Source organism: Salmonella sp. 2020_1395, assembly GCF_043848115.1.
Classification (GTDB): Bacteria; Pseudomonadota; Gammaproteobacteria; order Enterobacterales; family Enterobacteriaceae; genus Salmonella; species Salmonella enterica.
Map to the genome: position 1 here is coordinate 41,155 of NZ_JBCMFH010000017.1, position 13,491 is coordinate 54,645.

General features: G+C 53.6%; 14 protein-coding genes and 2 pseudogenes. 10 read left to right on the forward strand and 6 right to left on the reverse strand.

Going from position 1 to position 13,491, the window contains the following annotated elements; genetic code table 11:
- Positions 1 to 6: 6 nt before the first annotated feature.
- Both hemD and hemC read right to left on the reverse strand, forming a co-directional pair.
- Positions 7 to 747 (reverse strand): uroporphyrinogen-III synthase, encoded by a 741-nt coding sequence (hemD, locus tag ACH0WD_RS20740; protein ID WP_000025495.1) that lies wholly within the window; start codon positions 745 to 747, stop codon positions 7 to 9.
- Positions 744 to 1,685: a hydroxymethylbilane synthase gene (gene hemC, locus ACH0WD_RS20745; protein WP_001521319.1), complete on the reverse strand. Its 942-nt coding sequence runs from the start codon at positions 1,683 to 1,685 to the stop codon at positions 744 to 746. The genes hemD and hemC overlap by 4 nt, the downstream gene beginning before the upstream one ends.
- Before the next feature lie 376 nt (positions 1,686 to 2,061).
- Between hemC and cyaA the strand changes: the two genes are divergently transcribed.
- The 4 genes from cyaA (at position 2,062) to ACH0WD_RS20765 (ending at position 6,174) form a co-directional block, all read left to right on the forward strand.
- Positions 2,062 to 4,608, forward strand: a complete 2,547-nt coding sequence (cyaA, locus tag ACH0WD_RS20750) for a class I adenylate cyclase (protein WP_000281716.1) — start codon at positions 2,062 to 2,064, stop codon at positions 4,606 to 4,608.
- A gap of 107 nt (positions 4,609 to 4,715) precedes the next feature.
- Positions 4,716 to 5,072 (forward strand): hypothetical protein, encoded by a 357-nt coding sequence (locus ACH0WD_RS20755; protein WP_000752577.1) that lies wholly within the window; start codon positions 4,716 to 4,718, stop codon positions 5,070 to 5,072.
- A 185-nt stretch (positions 5,073 to 5,257) separates the two neighbouring features.
- Positions 5,258 to 5,800: an STM3941 family protein gene (locus ACH0WD_RS20760; protein ID WP_001747560.1), complete on the forward strand. Its 543-nt coding sequence runs from the start codon at positions 5,258 to 5,260 to the stop codon at positions 5,798 to 5,800.
- Between the two features lie 11 nt (positions 5,801 to 5,811).
- Positions 5,812 to 6,174, forward strand: coding sequence for a hypothetical protein (locus ACH0WD_RS20765; RefSeq protein WP_010989084.1), 363 nt, complete (start codon positions 5,812 to 5,814; stop codon positions 6,172 to 6,174).
- Positions 6,175 to 6,244: 70 nt separating this feature from the next.
- Here the strand turns inward: ACH0WD_RS20765 and cyaY are convergent, their stop codons facing one another.
- From cyaY to ACH0WD_RS20785, 4 genes and pseudogenes are all read right to left on the reverse strand, one after another.
- Complete coding sequence (cyaY, locus tag ACH0WD_RS20770; protein WP_000999959.1) at positions 6,245 to 6,565, reverse strand: iron donor protein CyaY; 321 nt, start codon at positions 6,563 to 6,565, stop codon at positions 6,245 to 6,247.
- 69 nt (positions 6,566 to 6,634) lie between these two features.
- The gene (locus ACH0WD_RS20775) at positions 6,635 to 7,024 is read right to left on the reverse strand and encodes a DUF3021 family protein (protein WP_001125561.1); all 390 of its coding nucleotides are present in this window, start codon (positions 7,022 to 7,024) and stop codon (positions 6,635 to 6,637) included.
- Positions 7,012 to 7,314 (reverse strand): annotated as a pseudogene (locus ACH0WD_RS20780) (hypothetical protein); the annotation flags it as partial. The pseudogene ACH0WD_RS20780 and the gene ACH0WD_RS20775, both read right to left, overlap by 13 nt.
- Positions 7,315 to 7,316: 2 nt before the next feature.
- Positions 7,317 to 7,535 (reverse strand): annotated as a pseudogene (locus ACH0WD_RS20785) (hypothetical protein); the annotation flags it as partial.
- A gap of 185 nt (positions 7,536 to 7,720) precedes the next feature.
- Here ACH0WD_RS20785 and ACH0WD_RS20790 point away from each other — a divergent pair.
- The 6 genes from ACH0WD_RS20790 (at position 7,721) to uvrD (ending at position 13,401) form a co-directional block, all read left to right on the forward strand.
- Positions 7,721 to 7,924 carry a lipoprotein gene (locus ACH0WD_RS20790; protein WP_000799903.1) on the forward strand — a complete coding sequence of 68 codons (204 nt, stop codon included), beginning with the start codon at positions 7,721 to 7,723 and terminating at the stop codon, positions 7,922 to 7,924.
- A 36-nt stretch (positions 7,925 to 7,960) separates the two neighbouring features.
- Positions 7,961 to 8,785 carry a diaminopimelate epimerase gene (dapF, locus tag ACH0WD_RS20795; protein ID WP_001160671.1) on the forward strand — a complete coding sequence of 275 codons (825 nt, stop codon included), beginning with the start codon at positions 7,961 to 7,963 and terminating at the stop codon, positions 8,783 to 8,785.
- Positions 8,782 to 9,489, forward strand: coding sequence for a DUF484 domain-containing protein (locus tag ACH0WD_RS20800; protein WP_000812760.1), 708 nt, complete (start codon positions 8,782 to 8,784; stop codon positions 9,487 to 9,489). The genes dapF and ACH0WD_RS20800 overlap by 4 nt, the downstream gene beginning before the upstream one ends.
- The gene (gene xerC / locus ACH0WD_RS20805; RefSeq protein ID WP_000132874.1) at positions 9,486 to 10,388 is read left to right on the forward strand and encodes a tyrosine recombinase XerC; all 903 of its coding nucleotides are present in this window, start codon (positions 9,486 to 9,488) and stop codon (positions 10,386 to 10,388) included. Before ACH0WD_RS20800 ends, xerC begins: the two co-directional genes overlap by 4 nt.
- Positions 10,388 to 11,104 carry a 5-amino-6-(5-phospho-D-ribitylamino)uracil phosphatase YigB gene (yigB, locus tag ACH0WD_RS20810; protein ID WP_001213560.1) on the forward strand — a complete coding sequence of 239 codons (717 nt, stop codon included), beginning with the start codon at positions 10,388 to 10,390 and terminating at the stop codon, positions 11,102 to 11,104. The genes xerC and yigB overlap by 1 nt, the downstream gene beginning before the upstream one ends.
- 134 nt (positions 11,105 to 11,238) lie before the next feature.
- A complete protein-coding gene (gene uvrD, locus ACH0WD_RS20815; RefSeq protein ID WP_000383437.1) occupies positions 11,239 to 13,401 on the forward strand; it encodes a DNA helicase II in 2,163 nt (720 codons plus the stop codon).
- The last annotated feature ends 90 nt before the right edge of the window (positions 13,402 to 13,491 follow it).

A 13,491-nucleotide genomic window follows, 5' to 3' on the forward strand; every position in this document is an offset into this window, starting at 1 on the left:
TGAGAGTTATTGTAATGCGCGCAACAGCGCATCGTTGTCGGCGTTATCAGCGACCTTAATATCTTGCCAGCCCAGTTCCCGGGCGAGGTGCGCCAGACGCTCACTGACGACCAATAGCCGACAGCGTAGTAACCAGTGCTCACGATACCACTGGGGAGTCAGCGACCAGAGCCGTTGCAACATCTCGCCGCTGGTAACAACAAGCGTTGTTACGCCGCGAGTATGCCAGCGCATCGCTTCTTCCGCGCCATCGTAATGTTTCGCACATCGTTGATAACATTCACAAAAACTGACTTCGGCTCCGCGAGCTGTCAGGGTTTCGCCCAGCAGTTCGCGGCCGCCATTGCCACGCAAAATTAGCGCGCGTTTGCCCGCAATATTTTGTAATTCAGGTAATTGTAGCAAGGCTTCGCTGATTTCCCGATCCAATGGATAACGAATATCGAACCCGCTAACGGTATGAAGGGCGAGCGCCGTGGTGCGGCCAATCGCGAAATAGCGCGGCGACGCAGGCCAGTTTCGGCCATCCCGCTGGAGCTGGGCGTGAGCAAAGGCGACGGCGTGCTGTGAAAGGGCAAAAACCAGATCGTTTTCCGTCAGCGTCGCCAGGCGGTCGGCCAGGGTGGGTAGCTCCCGGCCGGCGACAAATTCAATCAGTGGAAAACTCCAGGCCACCTGCCCCAGTGCGCGCAGACGGCTCACTAATGCTTCCCCTGCGGGAGAGGGGCGGGTGATCAGAATACTCATGCGGGCGTCTCGCCGTTATAAACTTCCGTCAGAATCGCGCGCGCGCCGTTTTCCAGCAGTTCCTCTGCAAGCGAGATGCCCATTTGCTCCGCCTGCTCGGGAGAACCACGACGTTCGCCGCGCACCATCACCGAACCGTCCGGCGCGCCAACCAGCGCGCGTAACCAAATTTCACCGTTGATGATTTCTGCATAGCTGCCAATCGGCACCTGACAACCGCCTTCCAGGCGGGTGTTCATAGCGCGTTCCGCCGTTACGCGCAGCGCGGTTTGCGAGTGATTCAACGGTGCGAGCAGCGCCTGCGTTCGCGCGTCGTCAAGACGACACTCAATCCCGACGGCGCCCTGGCCTACGGCAGGAAGCGAAACGTCGGGCGGCAAGGCTGTGCGAATGCGCGACTCCAGACCTAAGCGTTTCAGACCGGCCACGGCCAGGATAATGGCGTCATAGTCGCCGTTGTCCAGCTTGCCGAGACGTGTGCCGACGTTGCCGCGCAACGAACGGATAATGAGGTCCGGACGGCGTTCCGCCAGTTGACACTGGCGACGCAAACTGGACGTCCCGACGATACTACCCGCGGGCAGATCGTCCAGACTGTGATATTTATTCGAGACAAACGCGTCGCGCGGATCTTCGCGCTCGCAAATGGTCACCAGACCGAGACCGTCCGGGAAGGCCACCGGAACGTCTTTCATAGAGTGCACGGCGATATCAGCGCGTTTTTCCAGCAGCGCGATTTCAAGCTCTTTAACAAACAGTCCCTTACCGCCCACTTTCGCCAGGGGAGTATCAAGGATCACGTCGCCGCGTGTGACCATCGGCACCAGTTCTACCGTCAGTCCCGGATGGGTTGCCATCAATGCGTCTTTGACATAATGTGCCTGCCAAAGCGCAAGGGGACTTTGGCGTGTGGCAATTCTTAAAACATTGTCTAACATGCTTGTTACCGTCATTATCAATCATTGACCATCCTAACATCCTTATAGAGAGTATGTTAGTTTTCCGGTCACCGTGAGTGAGAGGATAAGGCGCAGTGTCGTCAATGACAGTGAATAATGACGAGAAACCGCCAGCCCGTATTTAAGAATTTACACGCAGCGAACGGTGCTACACTTGTATGTAGCGCATCTTTCTTTACGGTCAATGAGCAAGGTGTTAAATTGATCACGTTTTAGACCATTTTTTCGTCGGTATTAGATAAAAATATGCAGGCGAGAAAGGGTAACGGTTATTTTTGACATACGGTTTATCCCGAATGGCGACGGTCAAGTACTGACCTGCACCATGACGGGTAGCAACATCAGGCGATACGTCTTGTACCTCTATATTGAGACTCTGAAACAGAGACTGGATGCCATAAATCAACTGCGTGTGGATCGCGCGCTTGCTGCCATGGGACCCGCTTTTCAGCAGGTTTACAGTCTTCTGCCGACATTATTGCACTATCACCATCCACTGATGCCGGGTTACCTTGATGGTAACGTTCCCAGCGGTATTTGCTTCTACACGCCTGATGAAACCCAACGCCACTATCTGAACGAACTTGAGCTGTACCGCGGTATGACGCCGCAGGACCCGCCGAAGGGCGAGCTGCCGATTACCGGTGTTTACACCATGGGCAGCACCTCCTCGGTCGGGCAGAGCTGCTCGTCCGACCTGGATATCTGGGTGTGCCATCAGTCCTGGCTCGACGGCGAAGAGCGTCAGTTGCTGCAACGTAAGTGTAGCCTGCTGGAAAGCTGGGCCGCCTCGCTTGGCGTTGAGGTGAGCTTCTTCCTGATCGACGAGAACCGTTTCCGCCATAACGAAAGCGGCAGTCTGGGCGGGGAAGACTGTGGTTCTACGCAGCATATCCTGTTGCTTGATGAGTTTTATCGTACCGCTGTGCGCCTGGCCGGGAAGCGTATCCTGTGGAGTATGGTGCCGTGCGACGAAGAAGAGCATTACGACGACTATGTCATGACGCTCTACGCGCAGGGCGTATTAACGCCAAACGAATGGCTGGATCTGGGGGGCTTAAGCTCGCTCTCCGCCGAAGAGTACTTTGGCGCCAGCCTGTGGCAGCTATACAAGAGCATTGACTCGCCGTACAAAGCGGTGCTGAAAACGCTGCTGCTGGAAGCCTACTCATGGGAATATCCCAACCCACGTCTGCTGGCGAAAGATATTAAACAACGTCTGCATGACGGTGAAATCGTATCGTTTGGACTCGATCCCTACTGCATGATGCTGGAACGGGTCACTGAATACCTGACGGCGATTGAAGATCCGACGCGGCTGGATTTAGTCCGCCGCTGCTTTTACCTGAAAGTGTGCGAGAAATTAAGTCGCGAGCGTGCCTGCGTAGGCTGGCGTCGGGAAGTATTAAGCCAGTTAGTCAGCGAGTGGGGATGGGACGACGCGCGTCTGACCATGCTCGATAATCGCGCAAACTGGAAAATCGATCAGGTGCGCGAAGCTCACAACGAATTGCTCGACGCCATGATGCAAAGCTATCGTAATCTGATTCGCTTTGCGCGGCGCAACAACCTCAGCGTGAGTGCCAGCCCGCAGGATATCGGCGTACTGACGCGTAAGCTGTACGCCGCTTTTGAAGCGTTGCCGGGTAAAGTCACGCTGGTGAACCCGCAGATATCGCCGGATCTGTCCGAGCCGAATTTAACCTTTATCCATGTGCCGCCGGGACGCGCCAACCGTTCAGGCTGGTATCTCTACAACCGCGCGCCGAACATGGATTCCATCATCAGCCATCAGCCGCTGGAATATAACCGTTATCTTAATAAGCTGGTCGCGTGGGCGTGGTTCAACGGCCTGCTGACGTCGCGAACGCATCTGTTTATTAAGGGCAACGGTATTGTCGACCTGCCTAAGTTGCAGGAGATGGTCGCCGATGTTTCGCACCATTTCCCGCTGCGCTTGCCTGCTCCGACGCCGAAAGCGCTCTACAGCCCCTGTGAAATTCGCCATCTGGCGATTATCGTTAACCTCGAATATGACCCGACGGCGGCGTTTCGCAATAAAGTGGTCCATTTTGACTTCCGTAAGCTGGACGTTTTCAGCTTTGGCGAAGAGCAAAACTGTCTGATAGGCAGTATCGACTTGTTATATCGCAACTCGTGGAACGAAGTGCGTACTCTGCACTTTAACGGCGAGCAGGCGATGATCGAAGCGCTGAAAACGATTCTGGGGAAAATGCACCAGGATGCCGCGCCGCCGGATAGCGTCGAAGTGTTCTGCTACAGTCAGCATCTTCGCGGCCTGATTCGCACCCGTGTGCAGCAACTGGTCTCCGAATGTATCGAGCTACGTCTTTCCAGCACCCGTCAGGAGACCGGTCGCTTCAAGGCGCTGCGGGTTTCCGGGCAGACGTGGGGACTATTCTTCGAACGCTTGAATGTCTCGGTGCAGAAGCTGGAGAACGCTATCGAATTCTACGGCGCGATTTCGCATAACAAGCTGCACGGGCTGTCGGTACAGGTGGAAACCAACCAGGTGGAATTGCCGTCAGTGGTGGATGGCTTCGCCAGCGAAGGGATCATCCAGTTCTTCTTTGAAGAAACGGGCGATGAGAAAGGCTTTAATATTTATATTCTGGATGAAAGTAACCGGGCGGAAGTGTATCACCACTGCGAGGGTAGCAAGGAAGAACTGGTGCGCGACGTCAGTCGCTTCTATTCGTCATCGCACGATCGCTTCACGTATGGCTCCAGTTTTATCAACTTTAACCTGCCGCAGTTCTACCAGATAGTGAAAACCGATGGCCGCGCGCAGGTGATCCCATTCCGTACGCAGCCTATCAACACCGTGCCGCCAGCAAACCAGGATCATGACGCGCCGCTATTGCAGCAGTATTTTTCGTAAGTGCTGCGCCGGGCAAAGCTGCCCGGCCGGCGTTCACCGCTTCACATTAACTTCACCCAACTTCGTTACCGTGACCTCCGCATTTGGTTTACAGGAGGAGGTTTGAGGTGGCAGATGCGTTCATTTTGTTAGGGATAGTCATGGCGATGGTCAGCCTCGGCTTCATTCTTATAAATAAGTTATTCTGTTTTATATCTGCTGGGTGCCTGATCTCGCTATGCGCCAGCATGGCCAGTTTTCAACTCTGGGATGCGTCTTACTGGGGGCGATGGGGAAAAGTATGTCCCGGTCTGGAGGATGTGATCATCTCCTGCGACAATTACCATTTTCTCTATGACTTGGGATGGGAATTGTACGGTATCGCCTTTTTGTTCTTTACCGCGTTAATGCTCACATGTGCGGCCATTATTCTTATCAATATGATTATGGCTTTAGAACGATACTGTGCCGGATGGCGGCGCTAACACGCCTTATCCAGCCTACATTCGAAGAATGCTCATTGAGCGGAACAAGGTTTAGACAATATTTTTTCTTATACAATTTATGTAGTAATATCCAGACCGTTCAAAACGCTATCGCGTCTTTCATTGTTTTCGTAAATATGTTTTGAAAAACCATATTAGAAACAAAAGCTCTTTAATGGTTTCTTATGGATGTTTTTATAAAAGGATATTATATGTCAATAAACAACCCTATTCTTATTTACGTGAATAAGAAACGACAAATAAAATTAGCTCTGTTTTATTCAGTGGTAGCTATAGCTCTTATGATGAGCCTCTTTCTAAATTATAGTATTATGCTAAAGATGGTGTGTGTTTTTTTAATACTCCTCATGATAGCAGGCGCAAGTGCTTACTGGTACTCCGCCTTTTCAGGAAAGCCACAGCTAACGTTGAACCAGGAGGGAGTAACATTACACACAACCAGGCTACCAATAGTTTACTGGCATGAAATCGACTATGTTGGTGAGCGTGTTAGCGATAATACGCCTGTGCTGGCCGTTTTTGTCAAAGATGTTGAGCTTTATTGTCAGCGAATTACTAATGAGAAAATGCGTAATAATTTTCTGTCATTATTAAATAAGCATGGAAGTAATCGCGTGATGAATATCTCTCTAAACGATCTCGATTATGATTCAGATGAGTTACAGGATATTTTTAAAATGGCTGTTGCCAGAAACCTGGAACAATAGGGTAGAGATATATGTTTTTTGTTATTACTCACCATATTGATGTGCTGCCTCTGGCAACCCTACCCACACATGAAACATGCCCTTATTGTAATAATCAGGATGTATGGTTGATTATTCGCCAAAAAAGGACCCGTACATGTGGTCTGTCTCAAGCGAGAAAAAGAGATAAGTTTGGTTTAGCGATATGCAATCATTGCAGCAATGAAATCAAGGAAAAACGTTGGTCACCAGCGTTACGTCAACTTTTTACCGAGCAGAAGCCACTATTTAACCTAACCTTTTGGCAACGCTACGGTTTTTGGGTTGGTTGGTTGAGTGTATGGCCCGCGCTGTTTCTGGCAACCTGGCTGTATTTCACATTTCGGGGTTGGTAATACGACCGCATATCTCGTTAAATATACGCAGGAAAGCGCTATTCTTCTGGCTCTCCTGCGGAATTAAAACTTAGCGAAAACTCACCTTTTCACCCGCCTGCTGCGTTGCCGCCTGCTCCAGCAGATCCCAGAAGGTTTCGCCGCTGCGATCGCAAACCCACTCGTCGCCTTTCAGATCGAAATGATAGCCGCCCTGTTTGGTCGCCAGCCACACCTGGTGCAACGGCTCCTGACGGTTAATAATGATCTTACTGCCGTTTTCAAAGCTGATGGTCAACACGCCGCCGTTGATTTCACAGTCGATATCGCTGTCGCCATCCCAGTCGTCCAGACGTTCTTCAATGGCTAACCACAGAGTGTCGGCAAGGCGATGAAATTCACTGTCGTTCATTGTTTTATCCCGCTATTGAGTGATAGCGCCAGTATAAGGGGAAGCGTCAGCTTCTGGAACCGATACGAATTACCGTTGTGAGCGGTAAAGGATAAAACTCAGCGGTAGATAAATGACGATAAATAGCGCACCGGTGATAAGTATGACGGACGCGTTAACCGGGAAATGGTTCAGAGCCGACAGCATTGCCACCATCAGTGCGACGCAGCCGCCGCAGAGGAGAAAATGCAACAGGATTAAGGGGGCGCGCGGCTTTGCTTTGATATCCAAAAGAGCGCTAAGCAGACCGAGTACCGCGCTTATCGTCAGGACTCCGGCAGCTTCAACACCGTTTATCGTGCCGTGCATAATGCTTTCAATAATGACGTAAATGCATGAACCGATCCCCACGCCCCGAAGGGCGTTTTTCAGATGTTTATTCAAACGCGCAAAACGGTTTAGCGGCGTCATTTTTGGCATTCCGGTGCCTGCGTTATGATGATGATGTCTTTATTGTTGGTGTACATGACGTTCCTATTCAGAGTATGCGTCTTATCCGGGCAGGGGGATGCTGTTCGGTAAAGCTGGCTGCCAATCCACGTATAAACATAGCGGTTGTCATACGCAAAACGCTCGGTGACTTTTAGCGGCCCATTGATGCTAAAGACATGAATACCCTGACCTTGCTGGCTATCACGCATAAAATAGCCATGCTCTTTTCCGGCGTTAATTTCCCGGTTCAGGAAGGGGGCTGGGCTATCCAGTTTCAGCCCTGAGTTGCCGGGTTAATCAATGAATTGGGTAACCGACGCAGGCGTTTGAAATTCACCTCCGGCAACGAAAGATTGTTCTCCTCTTCTGGCTGGAGATAAACCACGCCGCTGCCTTGCCGTTGATAAACATTGTGCGGAGATTCACTCAGCCGGCATCCCCAGGCGGGAGGCAGCAGAAGTGAAAGCGAAAAAAGGCAAAACAAATTACGATATTGCATAAGGTCATCCGGACGTGGTACGTAAACCTAAAGTGATTAGCAAAGCATGTTCCCTGATGTAAATGCGCAATAATCATGGCAACGCGCCGCTTTTCAGATTTTATAAAGAGCCCCTAAACGCTTGCTTTTACGCCTTCTCCTGCGATGATAGAAAATAGAAAGCATGAACTTACAGGCAATCCATAATGAAAAACGTGTTTAAGACACTCGCTGTACTTCTGACTCTGTTCAGCCTGACGGGCTGCGGTTTGAAAGGGCCGCTTTATTTCCCGCCAGCCGATAAAAATGCGCCGCCGCCGACGAAAAAAGTCGATTCGCAAACGCAGTCCACGATGCCCGATAAGAACGATCGCGCAACGGGAGATGGCCCGTCCCAGGTCAATTACTGAGGATAGTTTTCTGTCCCCGCGTGAACGGAGTGAATGATGCAATTCTCTAAAATGCATGGCCTTGGCAACGATTTTATGGTCGTCGACGCGGTAACGCAGAATGTCTTTTTTTCGCCGGAACTGATTCGTCGGCTATCCGACAGACACCTGGGCGTAGGGTTCGATCAGCTGCTGGTGGTTGAGCCGCCCTATGATCCTGAGTTGGACTTTCATTACCGCATCTTCAACGCCGACGGCAGTGAAGTCTCGCAGTGCGGCAATGGCGCGCGCTGTTTCGCGCGATTTGTTCGCCTGAAAGGGCTAACCAATAAACGCGACATTCGGGTCAGTACCGCGAATGGCCGGATGGTACTGAGCGTCACGGAAGATGAACTGGTGCGGGTGAATATGGGGGAACCAAACTTTGAACCCGCGCAGGTGCCTTTTCGCGCCAACAAAGCGGAAAAGACGTATATTATGCGAGCGGCGGAACAGACCATACTGTGCGGCGTGGTTTCAATGGGCAATCCGCACTGTGTCATTCAGGTTGATAACGTCGACACGGCGGCCGTTGAAACACTGGGGCCGGTTCTGGAAAGCCATGAGCGTTTTCCGGAACGCGCCAACATTGGTTTTATGCAGGTTGTAAGACGTGAGCATATCCGGCTACGAGTCTATGAACGCGGCGCAGGGGAGACCCGCGCGTGCGGCAGCGGCGCGTGCGCTGCCGTTGCCGTGGGGATTCAGCAGGGGCTGCTGGCTGAAGAAGTACGCGTGGAATTACCGGGCGGTCGGCTGGATATCGCCTGGAAAGGTCCGGGTCATCCGTTATACATGACTGGTCCGGCGGCACATATCTACGACGGATTTATCCATTTATGAAGCAACCAGAGGAAGAACTACAGGAAACGCTCACGGAACTGGACGATCGAGCGGTCGTCGATTACCTGCGCCACCACCCTGAGTTTTTTATCCGTAACGCCCATGCCGTGGAAGCGATGCGTGTTCCACATCCCGTGCGGGGAACGGTTTCGCTCGTTGAGTGGCATATGGCCCGCGCGCGTAATCACATCAATGTGCTTGAAGAAAATATGACGCTGCTGATGGAACAGGCTCATGCCAATGAAAGCCTGTTTTATCGCTTGCTGCATCTGCAAAGCCGTCTGGTCGCCGCGGATAGTCTGGATGAGATGCTGATGCGGTTTCACCGCTGGGCGCGCGATTTGGGGCTTGCCGGCGCGACGCTGCGTTTGTTCCCGGATCGGTGGCGTCTTGGCGCGCCATCGCGCTATACGCATCTGGCTTTAAACCGTCAGGCCTTCGAGCCGCTGCGTATTCAACGACTGGGACAGTCGCAGCATTATCTTGGCCCGCTAAACGGCCCGGAACTGCTGGTGGTCTTGCCGGAGGCGAAGGCTGTAGGCTCGGTAGCCATGTCGATGATGGGCAGCGATGGCGACCTCGGGGTGATTCTCTTCAGCAGCCGTGACCCGCACCACTATCAGCCGGGGCAGGGGACGCAGCTTTTACAGGAGATCGCGCTGATGCTGCCGGAACTGCTGGAACGCTGGATTAAACGCGTATGACGGATGTTGCGCTTTCTCAGGATGTCTCGCGGTTCCTGCGCTATTTAGGCGTGGAGCGCCAGCTTAGCCCCATTACCCTGCTGAACTACCAGCGTCAGCTTGATGCCATTATCGCTTTAGCCGGAGAAACCGGGCTGAAAAGCTGGCAACAATGTGACGCTGCGATTGTGCGCAGTTTTGCGGTGCGCAGTCGGCGCAAAGGGCTTGGCCCTGCCAGTCTGGCGCTACGTCTCTCGGCATTGCGAAGCTTTTTTGACTGGTTAGTCAGTCAGGGCGAATTGAAAGCTAACCCGGCGAAGGGCGTCTCCGCACCGAAAGCGCCGCGTCATCTGCCGAAAAATATTGATGTCGACGACGTTAACCGCCTGCTGGACATCGATCTTAACGATCCGCTCGCCGTACGTGATCGGGCGATGCTGGAGGTCATGTACGGCGCGGGGCTGCGTTTATCCGAACTGGTTGGCCTGGATATAAAGCACCTCGATCTCGATACCGGAGAAGTGTGGGTAATGGGTAAAGGCAGCAAAGAGCGACGCCTGCCGATTGGCCGTAACGCGGTGACGTGGATTGAGCACTGGCTGGATCTGCGCGGCCTGTTCGCCAGCGATGAAGAGGCGTTATTCCTGTCGAAGCTCGGCAAGCGTATCTCCGCGCGCAATGTCCAAAAACGGTTCGCCGAATGGGGCATAAAGCAGGGGCTAAACAGCCACGTGCATCCACATAAGCTGCGCCATTCGTTCGCGACCCATATGCTGGAATCGAGCGGCGATCTGCGCGGCGTGCAAGAGCTGCTGGGTCATGCCAACCTTTCCACCACCCAAATTTATACTCATCTTGATTTTCAACACCTTGCTTCAGTGTACGACGCGGCGCATCCGCGCGCTAAACGGGGGAAATAATGCGTTTTTACCGGCCTTTGGGGCGTATTGCCGCGCTCACCTTTGACCTGGATGATACCCTTTATGATAACCGTCCGGTGATTTTGCGTACTGAGCAGGAAGCGCTCGCTTTTATGCAAAATTATCACCCGTCGCTACGTTCGTTTCAAAACGTCGATTTACAGCGGATACGGCAGGCGGTGCGTGAAGCGGAGCCGGAAATCTATCATGACGTTACCCGCTGGCGCCATCGTGCGATAGAGCAGGCCATGCGGGATGCGGGATTATCGGCGCAGGAGGCCATTGCCGGCGCGAATGCGGCGATGATGCATTTTGCCAAATGGCGCAGCCAGATTGAGGTTCCGCAGGCTACCCATGAGACGTTACAGCAGCTTGCGAAAAAATGGCCGCTGGTGGCGATCACTAACGGCAACGCCCAGCCGGAACTGTTTGGCCTCGGCGATTACTTTAAGTTTGTACTGCGCGCCGGCCCGGATGGGCGTTCCAAGCCGTTTAGCGACATGTATTTCCTGGCGGCGGAAAAGCTGCATGTGCCGATCGGCGAGATCCTGCATGTCGGCGACGATCTGACTACCGATGTGGCTGGCGCTATTCGCTGTGGGATGCAGGCCTGCTGGATTAAACCTGAAAATGCCGACCTGATGCGGACGCAGGACAGCCGTTTACTGCCGCATATCGAAATTTCGCGGTTGGCATCTCTCACCTCGCTGATATAATCACCAGTAGTTCTGTATAAATTCCCAGTTATTCTGGCGGATGGCGCTATGCTTATCCGCCCTACGATAAGTAGCCCCGGTAAGCGAAGCGCCCCGGGCGTTTTTAGTTTTCATGTTTTTACGCGGCGGTGCCAATGGACGTTTCTTACCTGCTCGACAGCCTTAATGATAAACAGCGTGAAGCGGTGGCCGCGCCACGCAGCAACATGCTGGTTCTGGCAGGCGCGGGGAGTGGTAAAACCCGCGTGCTGGTGCACCGTATCGCCTGGTTACTGAGCGTAGAAAACAACTCACCATATTCCATCATGGCGGTGACCTTTACCAATAAAGCGGCGGCGGAAATGCGCCATCGTATTGGCCAGTTGATGGGGACCAGCCAGGGCGGAATGTGGGTAGGGACGTTCCACGGTCTGGCGCACCGCCTGCTGCGCGCGCATCATATGGACGCTAATTTGCCCCAGGATTTCCAGATTCTCGACAGCGAAGATCAGATGCGTTTGCTTAAACGCCTGATTAAGGCGATGAATCTTGATGAGAAGCAGTGGCCGCCGCGTCAGGCGATGTGGTACATCAATAGCCAGAAAGACGAAGGGCTACGCCCGCACCATATCCAAAGCTATGGCAACCCGGTGGAGCAGACCTGGCAGAAGGTGTATCAGGCCTATCAGGAAGCGTGCGATCGCGCTGGTCTGGTGGATTTTGCCGAGCTACTGCTGCGCGCTCATGAACTATGGCTGAACAAGCCGCACATCCTGCAACACTATCGCGAGCGGTTTACTAACATTCTGGTGGACGAATTCCAGGATACCAACAATATTCAGTACGCCTGGGTTCGTCTGCTGGCGGGCGACACCGGCAAGGTAATGATCGTTGGCGACGATGACCAGTCGATCTACGGCTGGCGCGGGGCCCAGGTAGAGAACATCCAGCGCTTCCTCAATGATTTCCCCGGCGCGCAGACCATTCGTCTGGAGCAGAATTACCGCTCGACCAGCAACATCCTTAGCGCGGCGAACGCTCTGATTGAAAACAACAATGGGCGTTTGGGTAAAAAACTGTGGACTGACGGCGTTGACGGCGAACCGATATCGCTGTACTGCGCTTTCAACGAGCTGGATGAAGCGCGCTTTGTGGTTAACCGTATAAAAACCTGGCAGGACAACGGCGGCGCGCTTGCGCAATGCGCCATCCTTTATCGCAGCAACGCCCAGTCGCGCGTGCTGGAAGAAGCGTTATTACAGGCCAGTATGCCGTACCGGATTTACGGCGGTATGCGCTTCTTCGAACGCCAGGAGATCAAAGATGCGCTCTCTTATCTGCGTTTGATTGCCAATCGCAACGATGATGCCGCCTTTGAACGCGTGGTGAATACCCCAACGCGCGGCATCGGCGACCGCACGCTGGACGTGGTGCGCCAGACCTCGCGCGATCGCCAGCTAACATTGTGGCAGGCGTGCCGTGAATTGTTACAGGAAAAAGCCCTGGCCGGGCGTGCGGCCAGCGCGCTACAACGCTTTATGGAATTGATTGACGCTCTGGCGCAGGAAACCGCCGACATGCCGCTGCATGTGCAGACTGATCGGGTGATCAAAGATTCCGGCCTGCGCACCATGTATGAGCAAGAAAAAGGCGAGAAAGGCCAGACGCGCATCGAAAACTTAGAGGAACTGGTGACGGCGACGCGGCAGTTCAGCTACAACGACGAAGATGAAGATTTGATGCCGTTGCAGGCCTTCCTCTCTCACGCGGCGCTGGAAGCGGGCGAGGGGCAGGCGGATACCTGGCAGGATGCGGTACAGCTGATGACGCTGCACTCGGCCAAAGGGCTGGAGTTTCCGCAGGTGTTTATCGTCGGCATGGAAGAGGGCATGTTCCCCAGCCAGATGTCGCTGGATGAGGGCGGGCGTTTGGAAGAGGAGCGTCGTCTGGCCTACGTCGGCGTTACCCGTGCCATGCAGAAACTGACGCTAACCTATGCCGAAACTCGCCGTCTGTATGGTAAAGAGGTCTACCATCGCCCGTCGCGTTTCATCGGCGAGTTGCCGGAGGAGTGCGTGGAAGAGGTCCGTCTGCGCGCCACCGTCAGTCGTCCGGTGAGCCATCAACGAATGGGAACGCCGCTGACGGAAAACGATACAGGCTACAAACTCGGCCAACGTGTGCGCCATGCGAAGTTCGGCGAGGGAACTATTGTCAACCTGGAGGGCAGCGGCGAGCATAGCCGGTTGCAGGTGGCTTTTCAGGGGCAAGGGATCAAATGGCTGGTTGCCGCGTATGCGAAGCTGGAAACGGTTTGACCGGCTCTCATAGTGCCGGATGGCACCTCTTATCCGGCCTACGCGCTGGCTAACATTTTGATTTGTAGGCCGGATAAGGTGAAGCCGCCA